The organism is Methylobacterium sp. FF17, from assembly GCF_025813715.1.
In the GTDB taxonomy this organism is placed as follows: Bacteria; Pseudomonadota; Alphaproteobacteria; order Rhizobiales; family Beijerinckiaceae; genus Methylobacterium; species Methylobacterium flocculans.
In genome coordinates this window covers 4,640,696-4,658,375 of the sequence record NZ_CP107532.1, presented here as the reverse complement: position 1 = coordinate 4,658,375, position 17,680 = coordinate 4,640,696, and the positions used below count along the sequence as shown (strand labels likewise).

At 72.3% G+C, this 17,680-nt stretch carries 15 protein-coding genes; 6 read left to right on the top strand and 9 right to left on the bottom strand.

Going from position 1 to position 17,680, the window contains the following annotated elements:
* The first annotated feature begins 116 nt into the window (after nt 1–116).
* The 4 genes from rpsO (at nt 117) to OF380_RS22305 (ending at nt 4,353) form a co-directional block, all read left to right on the top strand.
* Nucleotides 117–386 (top strand): 30S ribosomal protein S15, encoded by a 270-nt coding sequence (gene rpsO, locus OF380_RS22320; protein ID WP_264047706.1) that lies wholly within the window; start codon nt 117–119, stop codon nt 384–386.
* Between the two features lie 207 nt (nt 387–593).
* Nucleotides 594–2,765: a polyribonucleotide nucleotidyltransferase gene (gene pnp, locus OF380_RS22315; protein WP_264047704.1), complete on the top strand. Its 2,172-nt coding sequence runs from the start codon at nt 594–596 to the stop codon at nt 2,763–2,765.
* A 203-nt stretch (nt 2,766–2,968) separates the two neighbouring features.
* Nucleotides 2,969–4,030 carry a DUF3108 domain-containing protein gene (locus tag OF380_RS22310; protein WP_264047702.1) on the top strand — a complete coding sequence of 354 codons (1,062 nt, stop codon included), beginning with the start codon at nt 2,969–2,971 and terminating at the stop codon, nt 4,028–4,030.
* A 101-nt stretch (nt 4,031–4,131) separates the two neighbouring features.
* Nucleotides 4,132–4,353: a YgaP family membrane protein gene (locus tag OF380_RS22305; RefSeq protein WP_264047700.1), complete on the top strand. Its 222-nt coding sequence runs from the start codon at nt 4,132–4,134 to the stop codon at nt 4,351–4,353.
* 239 nt (nt 4,354–4,592) lie between these two features.
* On the opposite strand, the gene OF380_RS22300 is transcribed toward OF380_RS22305, so the two are convergent.
* Nucleotides 4,593–4,859, bottom strand: a complete 267-nt coding sequence (locus tag OF380_RS22300) for a GlsB/YeaQ/YmgE family stress response membrane protein (protein ID WP_244009251.1) — start codon at nt 4,857–4,859, stop codon at nt 4,593–4,595.
* A gap of 311 nt (nt 4,860–5,170) precedes the next feature.
* On the opposite strand from OF380_RS22300, the gene OF380_RS22295 reads away from it, so the two are divergent.
* The gene (locus tag OF380_RS22295) at nt 5,171–5,530 is read left to right on the top strand and encodes a RidA family protein (RefSeq protein WP_264047695.1); all 360 of its coding nucleotides are present in this window, start codon (nt 5,171–5,173) and stop codon (nt 5,528–5,530) included.
* Nucleotides 5,527–6,648: a polyamine ABC transporter substrate-binding protein gene (locus tag OF380_RS22290; protein WP_264047693.1), complete on the top strand. Its 1,122-nt coding sequence runs from the start codon at nt 5,527–5,529 to the stop codon at nt 6,646–6,648. Before OF380_RS22295 ends, OF380_RS22290 begins: the two co-directional genes overlap by 4 nt.
* Nucleotides 6,649–6,720: 72 nt before the next feature.
* Here the strand turns inward: OF380_RS22290 and OF380_RS22285 are convergent, their stop codons facing one another.
* From OF380_RS22285 to OF380_RS22250, 8 genes are all read right to left on the bottom strand, one after another.
* The gene (locus OF380_RS22285; protein ID WP_264047691.1) at nt 6,721–8,118 is read right to left on the bottom strand and encodes a murein hydrolase activator EnvC family protein; all 1,398 of its coding nucleotides are present in this window, start codon (nt 8,116–8,118) and stop codon (nt 6,721–6,723) included.
* Nucleotides 8,119–8,289: 171 nt separating this feature from the next.
* Nucleotides 8,290–8,946: a protein-L-isoaspartate O-methyltransferase family protein gene (locus OF380_RS22280; protein ID WP_264047689.1), complete on the bottom strand. Its 657-nt coding sequence runs from the start codon at nt 8,944–8,946 to the stop codon at nt 8,290–8,292.
* A gap of 90 nt (nt 8,947–9,036) precedes the next feature.
* Nucleotides 9,037–9,801, bottom strand: coding sequence for a 5'/3'-nucleotidase SurE (gene surE, locus OF380_RS22275; protein ID WP_264047686.1), 765 nt, complete (start codon nt 9,799–9,801; stop codon nt 9,037–9,039).
* Complete coding sequence (gene serS / locus OF380_RS22270; RefSeq protein ID WP_264047682.1) at nt 9,801–11,084, bottom strand: serine--tRNA ligase; 1,284 nt, start codon at nt 11,082–11,084, stop codon at nt 9,801–9,803. The genes surE and serS overlap by 1 nt, the downstream gene beginning before the upstream one ends.
* A 209-nt stretch (nt 11,085–11,293) precedes the next feature.
* Complete coding sequence (locus OF380_RS22265; RefSeq protein ID WP_264047680.1) at nt 11,294–12,145, bottom strand: SGNH/GDSL hydrolase family protein; 852 nt, start codon at nt 12,143–12,145, stop codon at nt 11,294–11,296.
* A gap of 465 nt (nt 12,146–12,610) precedes the next feature.
* Nucleotides 12,611–13,111: a hypothetical protein gene (locus tag OF380_RS22260; protein ID WP_264047679.1), complete on the bottom strand. Its 501-nt coding sequence runs from the start codon at nt 13,109–13,111 to the stop codon at nt 12,611–12,613.
* A 141-nt stretch (nt 13,112–13,252) separates the two neighbouring features.
* Nucleotides 13,253–16,399, bottom strand: coding sequence for an efflux RND transporter permease subunit (locus OF380_RS22255; RefSeq protein WP_264047676.1), 3,147 nt, complete (start codon nt 16,397–16,399; stop codon nt 13,253–13,255).
* On the bottom strand, nt 16,389–17,468 hold the full coding sequence (locus tag OF380_RS22250) for an efflux RND transporter periplasmic adaptor subunit (protein WP_264047674.1): 1,080 nt from the start codon (nt 17,466–17,468) through the stop codon (nt 16,389–16,391). The genes OF380_RS22255 and OF380_RS22250 overlap by 11 nt, the downstream gene beginning before the upstream one ends.
* Nucleotides 17,469–17,680 lie beyond the last annotated feature (212 nt).

The window sequence follows — 17,680 nt, the reverse complement described above, 5'->3', positions numbered from 1 at the left end:
GCTGCTTGTGGGCCCGACCGTGCTGGACGACATCCCGGCACTGGCCAGCCCCGAGCGTGGCGCGGCCCTCGCGACGAGGCCGCCCGACCCCAACACCCGTACCGAAAGGCACTGCGATGTCGATCACGGCAGAGCGCAAGACCGCGCTCATCAAGGAATACGCGAACGGCGGCAAGGACACCGGTTCTCCGGAGGTCCAGGTGGCGATCCTCACCGAGCGGATCACTAACCTCACCGGCCACTTCAAGACCCACGGCAAGGACAACCACTCCCGCCGCGGCCTCCTGAAGATGGTCTCGCAGCGCCGCTCGCTGCTCGACTACGTCAAGCGCAAGGACGAGGCCCGCTACCGCAGCCTCATCGAGCGTCTCGGCATCCGCCGCTAAGCACGGCGTTCACGCGGTTCCGGGCCCGGCCCGGGACCGCGTTTCGACAGGTCGGGTTGCCGGAATGGGTCCGGCCCCCCGAGAAACCGGGCGACTTGAAGGCGAACGCGTCGGGGACAGGATCGCGGGGAGCGTTGCCGAACGGCGCTCCCCGCCATCTTGCCCCTGGCGGCGCCGGGTTCGCCCGACCGCAGGAAGGGTTGGAAGATGTTCGACGTACAACGTGAAGAGCTGATGTGGGGCGACCGCAAGCTCGTCCTCGAGACGGGCAAGGTCGCCCGCCAGGCCGACGGCGCCGTGATGGCGACCTACGGCGAGACCTCGGTGCTCGCCACCGTCGTCTCGGGCAAGGAGCCCAAGGCCGGGATCGACTTCCTGCCGCTCACCGTGAACTACCAGGAGCGCGCCTACGCCGCCGGCCGCATCCCCGGCGGCTACTTCAAGCGCGAGGGCCGTCCCTCCGAGAAGGAGACCCTGGTCTCCCGCCTGATCGACCGTCCGATCCGCCCCCTCTTCGTCGAGGGCTGGCGCAACGACACCCAGGTCGTCGTCACCGTGCTGACCCACGACCTCGAGAACGATCCCGACATCCTCGCCATGGTCGCGGCCTCCGCCGCCCTGACGCTCTCCGGCGTGCCCTTCATGGGCCCGATCGGCGCCGCCCGCGTCGGCTACACCAACGGCCAGTACAGCCTGAACCCGCACGTGGCCGACCTCGAGGCCTCCACCCTCGACCTCGTCGTCGCCGGCACCCAGGACGCCGTGCTGATGGTCGAGTCCGAGGCCAAGGAGCTCGACGAGGACGTCATGCTCGGCGCCGTGATGTTCGGCCACAAGCACTTCCAGCCGGTCATCGAGGCGATCATCCGCCTCGCCGAGAAGGCCGCCAAGGAGCCGCGCAACTTCCAGGCCCCCGAGAACGGCGACGTGGAGAAGGCCGTCCTCGACGTCTGCGAGGCCGACCTGCGCGCCGCCTACAAGAACACCGTCAAGCAGGAGCGCTACGCCGCCGTCGACGCCGTGAAGGCGAAGGTGATCGAGGCCCTTTGCCCGGCCGAAGGCGAGCAGAAGTTCTCGCCCGAGAAGGTCAAGGCCGCGTTCAAGGAAGCGCAGTCGAAGGTCGTGCGCTGGAACATCCTCGACACCGGTTCGCGCATCGACGGACGCGACGTCCGCACCGTGCGCCCGATCGAGTCCCAGGTCGGCGTGCTGCCCCGCGCCCACGGTTCGTCGCTGTTCACCCGCGGCGAGACCCAGGCCCTCGTGGTCGCCACCCTCGGCACCGGCGAGGACGAGCAGTTCATCGACGCGCTGGAAGGCACCTACAAGGAAACCTTCCTGCTGCACTACAACTTCCCCCCCTACTCGGTGGGCGAGACCGGCCGCATGGGCTCCCCGGGCCGTCGCGAGATCGGCCACGGCAAGCTCGCCTGGCGCGCCGTGCACCCCGTGCTGCCGCCGGCCCACGAGTTCCCGTACACGATCCGCGTCGTGTCCGAGATCACCGAGTCGAACGGCTCCTCCTCGATGGCCTCCGTCTGCGGCGCCTCGCTCTCGCTGATGGATGCGGGCGTGCCCCTGCGCCGTCCGGTGGCGGGCATCGCCATGGGCCTCATCCTCGAGGGTGAGCGCTATGCCGTGCTGTCCGACATCCTCGGCGACGAGGATCACCTCGGCGACATGGACTTCAAGGTGGCGGGCACGGAAGCCGGCATCACCTCGCTGCAGATGGACATCAAGATCGCCGGGATCACCGAGGAGATCATGAAGGTCGCCCTGCACCAGGCGCAGGAAGGCCGCGTCCACATCCTCGGCGAGATGTCCAAGGCGCTCACCGACGCCCGTCCCGAGCTCGGCGAGTACGCGCCGCGCATCGAGACCATGCAGATCCCCACCGACAAGATCCGGGAAGTGATCGGCACCGGCGGCAAGGTGATCCGCGAGATCGTCGAGAAGACCGGCGCCAAGATCAACATCGACGACACCGGCACGGTGAAGATCGCCTCCAGCGACGGCAAGGCCATCAAGGCCGCCTACAACTGGATCCGCTCGATCGTGGCGGAAGCCGAAGTCGGCATGATCTATGACGGCACCGTCGTGAAGACGATGGAGTTCGGCGCCTTCGTGAACTTCTTCGGCGCCAAGGACGGCCTCGTCCACATCTCGGAACTCGCCGCCCAGCGGGTCGCCAAGGTCACGGACGTCGTCAAGGAAGGCCAGAAGGTCAAGGTCAAGTTCCTCGGCCAGGACGACCGCGGCAAGATCCGCCTCTCGATGAAGGTCGTCGACCAGGAGACCGGCGAGGACCTCACCGAGAAGCTCAAGGCCGAGCGCAACGCCGAGCAGGACCGCGCGCGCGGACCTCGCCAGGAGGCGTGAGGCCGATCCCCGGCGGGTCGCCGGGGAGACCGATCTTCGAATGAACGAAGCGCGGTCCCCCGGGGGCCGCGCTTTTTCGTTGCGCCCCGGGGGAGGGCGCCGGCCCGCGCGGGGTGCCGAAGCACGCATCATTGGTGGTCCCCGGGCTGCTAGGCCCTGGACGATCGGATCCGTCCGGGCAGCGCGCGAGGCGAGGTTGAGGCATGACCCCCGTGTCCGGTCGCGGGCCTGAACATTCCCGGGGTGGAACGCGGCGTCCGGCCCCGGGGCAGGCCCTGAAACCTTCCCCGGCGCTCGCCCCGCTCGAGTCGGCTTTCTTTGGGTCGGCACGCCTCGGGCCCGTACTGCTCGCGCTCCTCGGGCTCGCGCTCCTCGGGCTTGCGGCTGGGAGCGCTCCCGCGCGGGCGCTCGGTGCGTCGCCCGCCCCGCGCTTCACCATCACCTACAGCCTCAGCTTCCTGAACCTGCGCGTGGGCGAGGCGACCCTGAGCCTCGAACACGCCCCCGACCGCGACGCGCAGCGCTACGCGCTCGAACTCGCGGCGGGCCTGCGCGGCCTGGCGGGCTTCTTCGTCGACGGCACCGGCAAGGCCATGGTCGCGGGATCGCGGGCGCGCGGCGGCGCGGTGACGGCGACGTTCCGGGTCGACAGCCGCTATGCCGGCAAGCCCATCGCGGTGACGCTGGATCTCGCCGGCGGGCGGGTGCGCGAGGCCGTGGTGGAGCCGCCCCCGACCCCGCGCCCGGACCGGGTCCCGGTGGCGCCGGAGGACCGGGTCGGCGTCGTCGATCCCCTGACCATGCTGATGGTCCCCCTCGGTCCCGCCCGCGTGAAGGCCGATCGTGTGAAGGCCGATCGCCCGGAGTCCGATCGTCTTGAGTCCGAAACCCTGTACCCCGCCCTGTGCGACCGGCGCATCCCCGTCTTCGACGGGGCGACGCGGGCCGACCTCGTGCTGTCGCGCGGTGGCGTGGTCACGGTGACGGAGGGCGCCTATCGCGGCCCGGCCCTCGATTGCCGCGTGCGCTGGGTCCCGATCTCGGGCCACCGGGCGCAGGGGCCCAACGTCCGGCGCATGGCCGAGAACGACGACCTGCGCGTGCGCTTCGCGCCCGTGCCCGACGGCACCCTGCTGCTGCCCCTGTCGATCGCGGTCGCCACCGGCTGGGGCACGGTGCGGATCGACGCGACGCGCTGGGGCGGGGAGGCGACGGCGCCCGCCGAGAAGGCCGGCGTCAAGGTCCGCCTGCCCGGCGCGCGCTGAGGAGGCCCGGTGCCGCAGCGGCACCGCACCGGCCATGGCCGGTGGAACGCCGCCCCGCCCGCCGCGTTCGCCCCGCGACGCAGCATCGGAGAACCCTGCCCATGGCCAACGCGATGATCCACGACATCTTCAGCGGCACCCCGAACCTCACCACCACCGAGCGCGCCGTCTCGGTGGTGCTCGGACTCGGCATCGCGGCGGCGGCGGCGCAGCCCCGTCCGAACAAGTGGCTCAGCCTCGCCGCCCTGGTGGTCGGCGCCGGTCTCGCGATCCGGGGCGCCACCGGCCACTGTGCCGTCAAGGCCGTGACCCACGACGCCTGAGAGGGCGTCGGTCCTGATCGGCGCGGGTCTCTCCCCTTGCGGGGCACGGGATCCGCGCTGGCACCGGAATCGACCGGACACGAAGAAGGGCGCCTCCGTCGGGAGGCGCCCTTCTTCGTGTCGAGCCCGTGATACGGTTCTGGACCAGTCTCGTCCGGTCATCCTGGGATGACCGGACCGGAACGAGCACCCCGTCGCGGGGAGGGGGCTTGCGCCGTCTCCCCGCCGGCCTGTCCGTGTCAGAGCGTGGTGGTCGAGCGGCGGCCCTGGATGAAGCCGTAGATCGCCAGCACCACGATGGCGCCGACCACCGCGCCGATGAGGCCGGCGCCCTGGTTCGGCCCGTACCAGCCCAGCGCCTGGCCGAGGAAGGTGGCGACGAACGCGCCGACGATGCCGAGGATGGTCGTCAGGATGAAGCCGGACGGCTCGTTGTTGCCCGGCATGATGAACTTGGCGATGACACCGGCGACGAAGCCGATGATGATGGTCCAGATGATACCCATGCGCTGATCCTCGAACGTGGCTGAACCGATCCGGCCGACCCGATCTGGTCGGACCCGCTTGGCCGAACCGGCCGGCTTGCTTGCCTCGGCTTCGTAGCCTTGGCTTTGGTGCCCGATTCGAGAACGCTGCAGCGACGGGATGAGTTGCGCTGCAAGAGGTGACTTTGTCGCGCGAGCGGCACCGACTGGCCCCGGACGGTCCAGGCATCCGGCCCCTTTACGCCCGGGGGCCCGGCACGGCACAACGCGGAGCGCCGGACCCGGGCGCCAGGGGGCGTCGGGCGGCACGCGAAGAGGCACGATTCCGCACCATGACGATCCAGCGCTTCGAATCCGGTCCGCGCATGAGCCAGGCCGTCACCCACGGGGACCTGGTCTTCCTCGCCGGTCAGGTGGCCGGCACCGTGGTGGGCGCCGGCGTCACCGCGCAGACCCAGGAGATCCTCGGCGAGATCGACCGCCTGCTGGCCCTGGCCGGCAGCGACAAGAGCCGCATCCTCACGGCTACGATCTATCTGGCCGACATCGCCACCTTCGCGGAGATGAACGCCGCCTGGGACGCCTGGGTGGAGCCGGGCAACCCGCCGGCCCGCGCCACGGTGGAGGCGAAGCTCGCCGCCCCCGAATACCGCGTCGAGATCGTCGTGGTGGCCGCGAAGGCTCAGGCATGATCCGAGCCGGCACCCGCCGCGCGCTCCTCGTCGCCGGGGCGCTCGCCGCCCTGGCGCCGGGCTCCGGTGCCCGGGCCGAGGCGCCGGCCGGCGAGCGCGTCGTCAACATCTACAACTGGTCGGACTACATCGACCCCGGGATGCTCGCCGCCTTCACCCGGGAGACGGGCATCAAGGTCGTCTACGACACCTACGACAACAACGAGATCCTCGAGACCAAGCTGCTCGCCGGGCGCTCGGGCTACGACGTGGTGACGCCCTCGGGGCCGTTCCTGCAGCGGCTGATCCGGGCCGGCGTGTTCCAGCCGCTGGACAAGAGCCGGATTCCCAACCTCGTCCATGCCTGGCCCGAGATCGCCGCGCGGCTGGCCGCCTACGATCCCGGCAACACCTACGCCGTGGACTACATGTGGGGGACCACCGGCATCGGCGTGAACCTCGCCCTGGTGCGCGAGCGCCTGGGGGCGAGCCAGCCCCTCAACACCTGGAGCCTCATCCTCAATCCGGGCCTGATGGCCAAGCTCAAGGATTGCGGGGTGATGCTGCTCGATTCGCCCGAGGACCTGATCCCCAGCATGCTGCCGTTCTACGGCTTCAAGCCGGATTCGAAGCGCTGGGACGACATCAGCCAGGTCACCGACGCCCTGTCCAAGGTGCGCGGCTCGGTGCGCAAGTTCCACTCCTCGGAATACATCAACGGGCTCGCCAACGGCGACCTCTGCCTCGCGGTCGGCTACTCGGGCGACGTGATGCAGGCCCGCAAGCGCGCCGAGGAGGCCAAGAACGGCGCCGAGATCGCCTACCTGGTCCCGCGCGAGGGGGCGCTGATGTGGTTCGACGCCTTCGCGATCCCCAAGGACGCCCCCCACCCGGCGGAGGCCCACGCCTTCCTCGACTACATGATGCGGCCCGAGGTGGCGGCGGCCAACACCAACTTCGTCGCCTATGCCAGCGGCAACGGCGCGGCCCGGAAGTTCGTCAAGCCGGAGATCCTCGCCAACCCGGGCATCTATCCGGACGAGGCGACGATGCAGCGCCTCTCCAGCAACACCGCCTGGGACGACCGCACCCAGCGCTTCGTCACCCGGAGCTGGACGCGGGTGCGCACCGGGCGCTGAGGGGGCTTCACCAAACGAAAACGGCGGCCCCGGGGGACCGCCGTTCCGTGTGTCGGCGCGCGCGCCTGACGATCAGTTGCTGGCGAGGTGCGGCATCGGGTCGACCGGGGTCGCGCCCTTGCGGATCTCGAAGTGGAGCTGGGGCGAGGTCACGTTGCCGGAGGCGCCGGACTTGGCGATGGTCTGGCCGCGCTTGACCTTCTCGCCGGGGCGCACGTCGAGCTCGCCGTTATGGGCGTAGGCCGAGACGTAGCCGTTGGAGTGGCGCACCAGCACGAGCTTGCCGTACCCCTTCACGTCCGAGCCCGCATAGGCGACGGTGCCGTCCTCGGCGGCCTTCACCGCCGTGCCCTCGGGCACCGAGATGTTGATGCCCTCGTTGCCGGAGGAGCCGTAGCCCGAGATCACCCGGCCCTTGGCGGGCCAGCGGAAGGACTGGTCCGGGACCGAACTCGTGGTGGCGGGCTCCGGCTTGGTCTCGACGGCGGCGACCTTCACGGGGGGCTTGGCAGCCTCCTTGGCGGCTTCCTTGGCGGCGGCCTCGGCGGCCTTCGCCTCGGCGACCTTGCGGGCGGCGTCCTTGGCGGCGTCCGCCTTGGCGAGCCGGGCCTCGGCCTCCGCCGCCTTCTTGGCCGCTTCCTTGGCCGCGTCCGCCTTCTTGGCGGCATCGGCCTTGGCGGTGTCGGCCTTCGCTTCGAGCTTGGCCTCCTTGATCTCGATCTTGCGGACCGGCTTGTCCTCGGCCTTGGCGACGGCCTGGCCGGGGCGGGCATGGGCCTTCTTGGCGGCGTCGGCTGCCTTGGCGTCGGCGACCTTGCGGGCCTCCACGGTCCTCTTCGCCTCGGCGAGCTTGGCGGCGCCGGCGGCCTTTTCCGCGGCCTTGTCGGCGGCTTTGCGCGCGTCGGCGGCCTTGCTCGCCTCCACCAGCCTGCGGGCCTCGGCGAGCTTGGCGGCCTCGGCCTCGCGCTTGGCTTCAGCCGCCTCGCGGGCCTCCGCCTCGCGACGGGCCTCGGCGGCGCGCTTCTCGGCGGCGCGGTCGATCACCTTCGGGGCCGGGGCGGCGGGGACCGCCCGGGTGGTCATGCGGCCGGCATCGGGGTTCATGCCCGAGACCGAACTGGAGGCCATGCCCCCCGAGACCGGCTCGGTCGAGGCGAGGCGAGTGGTCTGCGGCCGGGCCGGGACCGGCGCGGCGGCCATCGGGCGCGGCGACATCGCCGCGCCGGGCGCGCCGAGCGCCTGGGACTGGATGCGGCTGGTGCGCACCACCGGCGCCGGGGCGATTTCGCCGTCGGGCAGGCTGCCCGTGGCGGCGGGCTCGCTCGACAGATTCGAGGCGAACGGATTACCAAAGGGATCGCCCAGCCGGGACGCATCCGAAGAACAGGCGGCCGCACCGCCTCCGATCACGCCGATGAGCGCGAAACGCGACAGCGTCCTCAACCCTCGACCAGTCCCGCGAACCCGCATCGACGCACCTGTTTGCCTGACGCAACTTGATGCAGTCATTCAAATCCGATTCAGGTTAAGGGACCGTTCCGATTCACCACGTTTGCGCCACGAATGATGGCGCGGGGAACCGTGTCCCGGCACCCGGCGGCTCAGAGCACGCGGGCGCGGCCTGGAGCACGCGGGCGCGGCTCAGAGCACGCGGGCGCGGCCCGGGGTCAGGGGGGCCAGCCGCAGGGGCGAGCCGGAGCGGGTCTCGAGGGTGCCGTCGGCCCCCCGCACCAGGGTGACGAGCCCCGCCGCCTCCGGGCGCCCCACCGCCGCCACGAGGCGCCCGCCCGGCCGCAGCAGGTCCGGCAGGTGAGGGGGCAGCACCGGGACGGTGCCGTTGAGGAGGATGCGGTCGAAGGGCCCGGCCTCCGCGAGGGTTTCGGGGGCGAGGCCGTCGCCGGTGAGGATCGCGGCGCGCGGCCGGTCCTCCGGCAGGAGGTTGTCGCGGGCATCCTCGGCCAGCGTCGCGTAGCGCTCGAGGCTGTGGACGTGGTCGGCGCCGAGGCGCAGCAGCAGGGCGGTGACGTAGCCCGAGCCCGTGCCGATCTCGAGGATGCGGGCGCCGGGGCGCGGGCCCAGCGCCGTCAGCATCGCCGCCACGGTGGTGGGCGCCGTCATGGTCTGGCCGCAGGGGAGGGGCAGCGCGAGGTCGCGTCGGGCGAGGTCGCGGTGCCGGGCCGGCGCGAAGCGCTCGCGCGGCACCCGCTCCATGGCCCGCAGGGTGTCGGTGTCGCGCACGCCCCGGCCGCGCAGGGCCATGACGAAGGCGGCATCCTCGATCGCGTTCTCGGTCGTCATGCCTTGCGTCCCGGCCCCCTCTCCCCGCACCGGGGCGCGGGGCTGCTCACCCATCGCCGGAGGGACGACGTGCGTGTCGCCAAAGAGCCCCTACTGCGCGAAGCCTTGCGCGAAGCGGGTCAGGCTCGGCTCGTCGGTGAGGTCGAGGCGCAGGGGGGTCACCGAGATGCGCTTCTCGGCGATGGCCTTGAGGTCGGTGCCGTGGCCCGGCTCGAAGGTCGCCTTGGCGAAGGCCAGCCAGAAATACGGGTTGCCGCGCCCGTCCTGGCGGGCGTCGATGGCGAGCAGCGCCTGATTGCGGAACCCCTGCGCCGCCACCGCCGTGCCCTGGACCTCGCCCGGCTCGCAATCCGGAAAGTTCACGTTGACGACGATGCCGGGCTCGATCCCGATCTCCAGGATCTTGCGGACCACCCCCGGCCCGTGCTCGGCGGCGCAGTGCCACTTGATGGCGCCCCGGCCGCCGGCGCCGTAGGCCTGGCTCAGGGCGATCGATTTCACGTTGAGGATGGTGCCCTCCATCGCCGCCGCGATGGTGCCCGAGTAGGTCACGTCCTCGGCCACGTTCTGGCCCCGGTTGACGCCCGAGAGCACGAGGTCCGGCCCGTGGTCCTTGAGGATGTGGCGCACCCCCATGATCACGCAGTCGGAGGGCGTGCCCTTCACGGCGAAGCGCTTGTCCGCCACCTGGCGCAGGCGCAGGGGGTCGTTGAGCGAGAGCGAGTGCGAGACGCCGGACTGGTCGGTCTCGGGCGCCACCACCCAGACGTCGTCCGAGATGGCGCGGGCGATCCCCTCCAGGGTCTCGAGCCCCGGCGCGTGAATGCCGTCGTCGTTGGTGACGAGAATGCGCATCAGCTCTTGGCCCCTTCGATCCGGTCGATCCCGCCCATATAGGCCTTGAGCACCGATGGCACGGTGACGCTGCCGTCCGGGTTCTGGTAATTCTCCATCACGGCGATGAGCGCGCGGCCCACGGCGACGCCGGACCCGTTGAGGGTATGGACGAAATTCACCGCCTTGCCGTCCTTGGCCCGCACGCGCGCGTTCATCCGCCGCGCCTGGAAGTCGCCGCAGACCGAACAGGACGAGATCTCGCGGAACGTCTCCTGGCCCGGCATCCAGACCTCGATGTCGTAGGTCTTCTGGCTCGCGAAGCCCATGTCGCCGGTGCAGAGCGTCATGATCCGGTAGGGTAGGTCGAGCTTCTTCAGCACGGCCTCGGCCGAGCCCAGCATGCGCTCGTGCTCGTCGGCCGACTGCTCCGCCGTCGTGATCGAGACGAGCTCGACCTTGTTGAACTGGTGCTGGCGCAGCATCCCGCGGGTGTCGCGCCCCGCCGAGCCGGCCTCGGCCCGGAAGCACGGGGTCAGGGCGGTGAAGCGCAAGGGGAGTTCCTCCTCGCGCAGGATGCTCTCGCGGACGAGGTTGGTGAGGGGGACTTCGGCCGTGGGGATGAGCCAGTGCTCACCCGCCTGGAACTGATCGTCCCGGAACTTCGGCAGCTGCGCCGTGCCGAACATGGCCTCGTCGCGGACCATGAGGGGCGGCGCCACCTCGGTGTAGCCGTGCTCGCCGGTGTGCAGGTCGAGCATGAACTGCCCGAGCGCCCGCTCCAGCCGCGCGAGCTGGCCTTTCAGCACCACGAAGCGGGCGCCGGACATGCGCGACGCGGCCTCGAAATCCATCAGGCCGGAGGCCTCGCCGATCTCGAAATGCTGCTGTCCGGTGGCCAGTTGCGGCCGGTGGGCCTCGAAGCGGCGGTACTCGACGTTGCCGTGCTCGTCGGCGCCCTCCGGCACGTCCGGGTTCGGTCGGTTCGGGATCGCGGCGAGGCGCTCGTCCAGGGCCGTGCCGGCTTGCGCCTGCGCGGCCTCCAGGGCCGGGGCCTCGTCCTTGAGGCGGGCGACCTCGGCCATCAGGGCTTGCGCCCGGTCCTCGTCCCGCGCCTTCTTGGCGCCGCCGATCTCCTTGGCCAGTGCGTTGCGGCGCTCCTGGTTGCCCTGCGCGGCCGAGATCGCGGATTTGCGCGCGTCGTCCAGGGCGATCAGGTCGGCCGCGAGCGGCGCCAGTCCGCGCCGGCGCAGGGCGTCGTCGAAGGCGTCCGGGTTCTCGCGGATGGCGCGGATGTCGTGCATGGCGGCTCGGTTCGTCCTGGGGCGCGAGCCCGACGCTTAGCCGCATCGCCCCCGGCCCGACAAGGTCGCAGCCGCGCGAGACCTCTCGGGAAGAAACCCGGCCTCGGGAAGAAACTCTGGCTCGGGAAAAAACCGCACCTCAGGGGAGGGCGCGTCTCAGGGATGCCGCATCCCGGGGCAGGGCGGTCCGTGCCCCGCCTCCCCCGGCCTCAGTTCTGGGTGGCGGCGTCCTGGGCCAAGCCGGCGCTGGTGAGGAGCTGCGCCGTGGCGGCCCGGGCGAGGCGGTCGTAGCCCGCATCGGTCATGTGCAGGCCGTCGGGGCCGATCATCTGGGTGGGCGAGAGCAGCCCCTGGGCGGCCCAGGCCCGCATCATCGCGTTGCGGCGGATGACGGGCACGTTGAGTTCGGTGGCGACGGCGTGGAGGGCGACGCCGTAGCGCTCGGAGCCCTCGGTGGTGGTGAGCTTGCGGCACCATTGCTGGTCCATCAGCACCACGTCGGCCCCGGCGGCGCGCATGGCGAGGATGCCGGCGCGGGTCAGCTCGGTGAAGCGCTCGACGCTGACGCCGCTCATCGGGTCGTTGCTGCCGGTCTGCCAGATCACGAGGTCCGGCTTGTCGGCGAGCACGTCGCCCTCCAGCCGCCGGGCCATGGCCTCGGAATCGTCGCCGCCCCTGCCCCGGTTCAGCACCGTGACGGCGGTGGGGGCCGCGCCCATCAGGCTCAGCCGCGCGGCGAGATCGCGCTGCAGCTGGGCCGGATAGGTGGTGGCCGCCGAGGAGGCCCCGGAGCCCTCGGTGGAGGAGGAGCCGAAGGCCACGATGCGGATGGCGCTGCCCTGCTGGATCAGGGAGGCGAGGCGGGGGAGGCGGGCCAGCGCCCGGCGGGGAATCGCGGCGGCGCGCGTCACCGGTGCGGCGGGGGCCGCCTCCGGCTGCGCCAGGGCCAGCCGCGCGGGACCGGACTGGGCCCGCGCCGGAAGGCCGGATGCGACGGCGACGGTCCCGAAGGCCAGCAGGGCCAGGAGCGAGGCAGCGGAAGGGCGTGCAAGGATCGGCATCGCGTTCGCTTCGGGAAAGACGGGCTCGGACGGGCATCCGCTCGGGCGCCCGGTATCATGTATTATGCGTTGGAATTGTGACGCAGGCGAGGGGGCTTAGCCCGGATTTCGGCCTGCCGCGACCGGCTCCGGGCCGGCATCCCCGGTTCGTGCCGGATTGCGTGAACGGCGGGTGAGCGGAGAGCGTGAACGGGGCGTGAGCGGAGAGGGTGAATGCCGGGTTCGACCCGTGCCCTGCCCCGACGCCGCCCCGCGATCCACCCGATGGGTTCGGCAGGGTTGGGCGCAGGATACGTGCGCGCGAGGCGCGTTCGTTCCAAGCCGGATTTCTCCGCCGGATGTCCGCGCGGGAACGCCCGTGCGGCAGCCCCCTTCCCCGTGAATTCTCCCTCTGAGGTTCCATAATATATCTTATGCGAACGGCGTTTCGGGGGTCGGGCGGGCCTGTCCGGGCCGGGTTTCCCCTCAGCGCACCCAGACCTTCACCGCGTACTCGGCCCCCGTCCCGTCCGGGTGGATGGTGAGGATGCGGAAGCTGTCGACGCCCTCGAAGCCGTCCTGCGTCTCGTAGGTCATCCGCAGGCCGGGCACCTTCTTGGCGACGCAGGCCGCGAGCGGCGATCCGGCGGCGTAGCGGGGAAAGGACTCGATGTCGGCGAAGGTCACGCTGCCGTGGCGCGCCGGTTCCAGGATACGCGCCACCACCGGCCCCTGCGAGGCGCAGTCGGGATAGAGGTAGCTGAAGAAGGCGATGCCCCGCGCCTCCCCCTTGGGCACGACCCGGGTCAGGGGAATGACCGGGATGGGGACCGGACGCTCCGGCGTCGCGGCGGGCGGGGACGGCCCCTCGATCGCCGGGGCGGCGATCGGCGCCGCGGCCAGGGGGGCGGCCAGGAAGGGCGCGGACAGGAAGGGCCCGGCCAGGAAGGGCGCGGTCAGGAGGAACAGCGGGAGCGTTCGGCGCATGGGGATGTCCGGCGATGGCGGGACCCGGGGAGCGGACGGTCCGGGCCGCCGGAGTAAAGCCGGTTCGCGGCCGCGCGCCAACGCGGCATCCGCCCCGGCGCGTGAGGGGCGGCGGGGGGCTGTCACGGGGGCGGGGCGCCCTCAGGAGACCCGTTCGGGCCCCCTGCCCCGCGGCCCGGCGAAGCGCGCGAAGCGCAGGGCCAGGCTCGGCAGGATGAGGAGGTTCAGCACCGTCGAGGTGACGAGGCCGCCGAGGATGACGAGGGCCATGGGGCCCTCGATCTCGCGGCCGGGCTCGCCCGCGCCGAGCGCCAGGGGCAGCAGGCCGAGGCCGGTGACCAGGGAGGTCATCAGGATCGGCACCATGCGGTCGGCCGCGCCGAGCACCGCCGTCTCGCGGTCCCAGGGCCGGCCCTCCGCCACCACGAGGTGCTCGTAATGGGCGATCATCATGATGGTGTTGCGCAGCGAGATGCCGAACAGGGTCACGAAGCCCACGATGGAGCCGAGCGACAGCACCGCCCCGGTGGCGAGGACGGCGAACACCCCGCCCACGAAGGCGAAGGGCAGGTTGACCAGCACCAGCATGAGGTTGCGGGCGCTGCCGGTGACGAGGGCGAGCAGCAGCACGATGCCGAGACCCGCGAGCCCCGACGAGACCAGGAGGTCGCGCCGGGCGCGGGCCTGCGCCTCGGCCGAGCCCGCGAAGCTCACGTAGGTCCCCGGGGGCAGGGCGACCGCGCGGGCGATCTTGGCGCGGGCCTCGGCCACGAAGCCGGCCACGTCCCGGCCCGCCACGTTGGCGGTGACGGCCTGGACGCGCTGCGCGCCCTCGTGCTGGACCGCGTAGCGCCCGGCGGTCTCGTAGATGTCCGCCACCTGGGCGAGCCGCACCACCCGGCCGCCGGACCCGCGCAAGGGCAGGTCGCGCAGGGCCGAGAGCCGCCCGCGCGTGGCCGAATCGAGGATGACGAGGACGTTGAAGACCGCGTTGCCGGCATAGGTCTGGCCGACGATGTCGCCCTGGTAGGCGGTGCGCACCACCTCCATCACCTCGATGGCCGAGAGCCCCCAGTGGCGCAGGTCGTTGGGCCTGAGGCCGACATTGACCTGGGGCAGCCCCGCCGGGGAACTCTGCTGGATGTCGACGGCCCCCCGGACCTCGGCGAGCTCGCGGGCGACGTCGCCGGCGGCCGCCTCGATGGCGGCGAGATCGCTGCCGAACACGTTGATCACCACCGGGGCGGTGAAGCCCGAGACCGTCTCCTCGATGCGCTCGGTGAGGAAGGTCTTGAGGGAGAAGGCGGCGCCGGGGAACCCCGCCATCAGGGCGCGGATGCGGGCCTCGGCCGCCCCCTGCCCCGCCCCGTCGAGGCCGGGTTCGAGGTCGATGTGGACCTCGCTGTAATGGGTGCCGGCGGTGTCCTGGCCGGCCTCCGCCCGGCCGATCTGCGCGGCGACCGCCCGGATGCCGGGAATCTCCTTCAGGGCCGCGGTGAGGTGGGTGCCGAGCCGCATCGATTCGCGCAGGGAGGTGCCGGGGGCCGCCGCCATGTGCAGGATGAGGTGGCCCTCCTTCAGGTCGGGCAGGAAGGTCGAGCCGAAGAGCGGCACCAGGGCCGCGCCCAGGAGGGTGAGGAGGGCCCCGCCGGCCATCACGAAGCGCGGGCGCCGGTCGATCCGGACGAGCAGGCCGGCATAGAGGCGCCGGGCGGTGCGCACCACCGGCGGGTCGCCGGTCTCCCGCTCGCGCCGGCCGGTGAGGAGCCACATCGCCAGGGCCGGGGTCACCGTGAGGGCGACGGCGAGCGAGGCCAGCACCGCGAGGATGTAGGCGAGGCTCAGCGGGCCGAAGAGCCGCCCGGCGATGCCCGAGAGGGCGAGCACGGGCAGGAACACGAGGAGCACCGCGACGGTGGCGTAGGCCACCGCCGTGCGCACCTCCAGGATGGCGTCGAGCACCACCCGCCCCTCGGGGCGCGGGGCGCCGAGGCGGCGGTTCTCGCGCAGGCGCCGGACCACGTTCTCGACGCCGATCACCGCGTCGTCCACCACCTCGCCGATGGCGATGGCGAGGCCGCCGAGCGTCATGGTGTTGAGGCTCTGGCCCAGCGCCTGGAGCGCCACCACGGCGGCGATGAGCGAGAGCGGGATCGCCAGCGCCGAGATCACGGCGGTGCGCCAGTCCGCCAGGAAGACGAACAGCACCACCACCACGAGGATGCCGCCGAGCCCGAGGGCCTGGAGCACGTGGCCGTTGGCGGTGGCGATGAAGTCGGCCGGGCGGAACAGGTCGGGGTGGAGGGTGACGCCCTCGCGCGCGAGGACGGGACGCAGGTCCTCCAGGGCCGCCTCGACCCGGGCGGTGACCGCGCGGGTGTTGGCGCCGTACTGCGCGCCGATCATGAGGAGCACCCCGGGCCGGCCCTCCACCAGGGCGGCGCCGATGGCGGGCTCCCCGGCGGCCACCACGGTGGCGACGTCGGCGAGCGTCACGCTGGCCCCGCCCTCGTTGAGGAGGACGGTGCGGGCGACGGCCTCCGGGCTCAGGGCCTGGCCGTCGGTCTGGAGCGCGATGCGCTGGTTCGGGGTGTCGACGAAGCCCGCGCCGCGCACGCCCGTGGCCTTGCGCGCGGCGGCGAGCACGTCGTTGACGCCGATGTTGAAGCGCACGAGGTCGTCGGGGCGGATCTGCACCTGGAGGGCGCGCACCGCGCCGCCGTAGACCGAGACCTGGGCGACGCCCGGCACCGCGAGCAGGCGCTGGCGCAGGGTCCAGTCGGCGAGGGTGCGCAGGTCCATGTCGGAGCGCGTGTCCGTGGTCAGGCCGACGAGCAGGACGGTGCTGGTGGCGGAGGTGAGCGCGGTCATGGCGGGCGGCAGCACGCCCTGCGGCAGCCGGCCGGTGAGGGCGCTCAGACGCTCGCTGACGAGCTGGCGCACCCGGTAGACGTCGCTGCCCGTCCCGAAGGTCACGGTGATCACCGACAGGCCCTGGATCGAGTTCGAGCGCAGCGAGACCACCCCCGGCAGGCCGTTGACCGCGACCTCCACCGGCTGCGTCACCAGCACCTCGACCTGCTCCGGGTTGAGGCCGGGCGCCTCGGTCTGGATCACCACGGACGGGGGCGCGAATTCCGGGAAGACGTCGTACTGGGCGTCGCCGAGCACCCCGAGGCCGTAGGCGGCGAGCGCCAGGCTGAGCGCCAGCACGATGCCGCGAAAGCGCACCGCGAAGGCGACGAGGGCCGCCTGCGGCCCGCGATGGGGCGGGGCCTCAATCGTCATCGACGGCGCCCGAGGCCGGGTTCTGGCCCTTCATCTCCTCGGAGAGGAGGGCCTGCGCGCCGGAGAGCACGATCTCGGTGCCGCCGGGCAGGTCCTCCACCACGTAGGAATCGGCCGAGATCGGCGGGTCGGCCCGGAGCCGGTGGCGCGCGAAGGTGTCGGGGCCCACCGCCCGGTAGATCCAGGCCGCCCCCTGCCAGTGCACCACGGCCTCCTCGGGCACGCTGAGGCCGGTGACGCTGCGGTCGGCGGCGAGGAAGGCCAGCATGCTCATGCCGGGCAGGAAGCCGCTGTCGCCCGGCACGGTGTAGAAGAAGCTCAGGCCCTGGATGCGCGGGTCCGTGCGGGTGGCGGGCGAGACGTAGGCCAGCGCCACCCGGGCGCTCTGGGGCGGCACCTCGGCGAAGGCCGCCGCCGGCGGGCCCTTGAGCCCCTCCCCCGGCGGCAGGGTCACCTGCACCAGGAAGTCGGTGCGCTCGATGAGCCGGGTGATGGCGGGCGCGCGCTCCACGATGGCCCGGCCGATCACCGGGCCCCATTCCTGCTGGGCGGTGGCCGAGAGGGTGCGCACCTGCGACTCCGCCGCCGCCAGCGCCGCCTGGTCGGTCTGGAAGGTGCCCTCGGCGGCCTCGCGCTGCACGGTGGTGGCGTAGGGCCCGAGGCTTCTGGCCCGCTGCAGGGCGCTGCGCGAGACCTCCGCCCGGGCCTGCGCGGTCTGGAGCGCGGCCTTGGCGCTGGCATAGGCGTTGGTGAGGTCGGTGACGCGGGCGAGGTCGAGGACGCTGCCATAGGCCTGCAGCTCCTCCCGGTGGGCGGCGGCGGGCCGGGCCTCGCTGGTGACGCCGATGCGGGCGCGCTCCGGCGCGGAGAGCCGCACCACGGCGCGCCCCTCCTCCGCCGCGACGCGTGGGGCCGGCCGATGCGCCGGGCCCGTCCGCGCCGGCTCCAGACGCTCGCGGATCTCGGCGAGGTGCCGCGCGCCCTGCTCCGTCGCGACGAGGGCGAGCAGGCCGGCCGCCAGAAGACCGGCCACGAGCAGGCCGGCGGGGACAAGGATCCGCCACGTCACCGGAATGTCCCCTCCCCTTCGCGCGGTTTGCCCGCGTTCCCCGGCGCAGGCTGCGAATTTGCGCCACGAACTTGCGTCACGAACCTGCCGGAACGTCCCGAATAGGACGTCGCGCGGAGAATCGATACCGCGCGCGCGTCCTGTCCCGGCCTTTCCGTCGCGTCCTTTCCGTCCCAGCCTCCGCGTCGCGGCCTTTCCCTCGCGGCCTTCGC

Bases quoted from the DNA above. Each gene is read 5' to 3' on its own strand.
- OF380_RS22290 (WP_264047693.1), top strand. From the start codon at position 5,527: ATGATCCGAGCCGGCACCCGCCGCGCGCTCCTCGTCGCCGGGGCGCTC.
- OF380_RS22280 (WP_264047689.1), bottom strand. From the start codon at position 8,946: ATGACGACCGAGAACGCGATCGAGGATGCCGCCTTCGTCATGGCCCTG.
- OF380_RS22310 (WP_264047702.1), top strand. From the start codon at position 2,969: ATGACCCCCGTGTCCGGTCGCGGGCCTGAACATTCCCGGGGTGGAACG.
- OF380_RS22265 (WP_264047680.1), bottom strand. From the start codon at position 12,145: ATGCCGATCCTTGCACGCCCTTCCGCTGCCTCGCTCCTGGCCCTGCTG.
- OF380_RS22260 (WP_264047679.1), bottom strand. From the start codon at position 13,111: ATGCGCCGAACGCTCCCGCTGTTCCTCCTGACCGCGCCCTTCCTGGCC.
- OF380_RS22285 (WP_264047691.1), bottom strand. From the start codon at position 8,118: ATGCGGGTTCGCGGGACTGGTCGAGGGTTGAGGACGCTGTCGCGTTTC.
- serS (WP_264047682.1), bottom strand. From the start codon at position 11,084: ATGCACGACATCCGCGCCATCCGCGAGAACCCGGACGCCTTCGACGAC.
- OF380_RS22300 (WP_244009251.1), bottom strand. From the start codon at position 4,859: ATGGGTATCATCTGGACCATCATCATCGGCTTCGTCGCCGGTGTCATC.
- pnp (WP_264047704.1), top strand. From the start codon at position 594: ATGTTCGACGTACAACGTGAAGAGCTGATGTGGGGCGACCGCAAGCTC.
- surE (WP_264047686.1), bottom strand. From the start codon at position 9,801: ATGCGCATTCTCGTCACCAACGACGACGGCATTCACGCGCCGGGGCTC.
- rpsO (WP_264047706.1), top strand. From the start codon at position 117: ATGTCGATCACGGCAGAGCGCAAGACCGCGCTCATCAAGGAATACGCG.
- OF380_RS22305 (WP_264047700.1), top strand. From the start codon at position 4,132: ATGGCCAACGCGATGATCCACGACATCTTCAGCGGCACCCCGAACCTC.
- OF380_RS22295 (WP_264047695.1), top strand. From the start codon at position 5,171: ATGACGATCCAGCGCTTCGAATCCGGTCCGCGCATGAGCCAGGCCGTC.
- OF380_RS22255 (WP_264047676.1), bottom strand. From the start codon at position 16,399: ATGACGATTGAGGCCCCGCCCCATCGCGGGCCGCAGGCGGCCCTCGTC.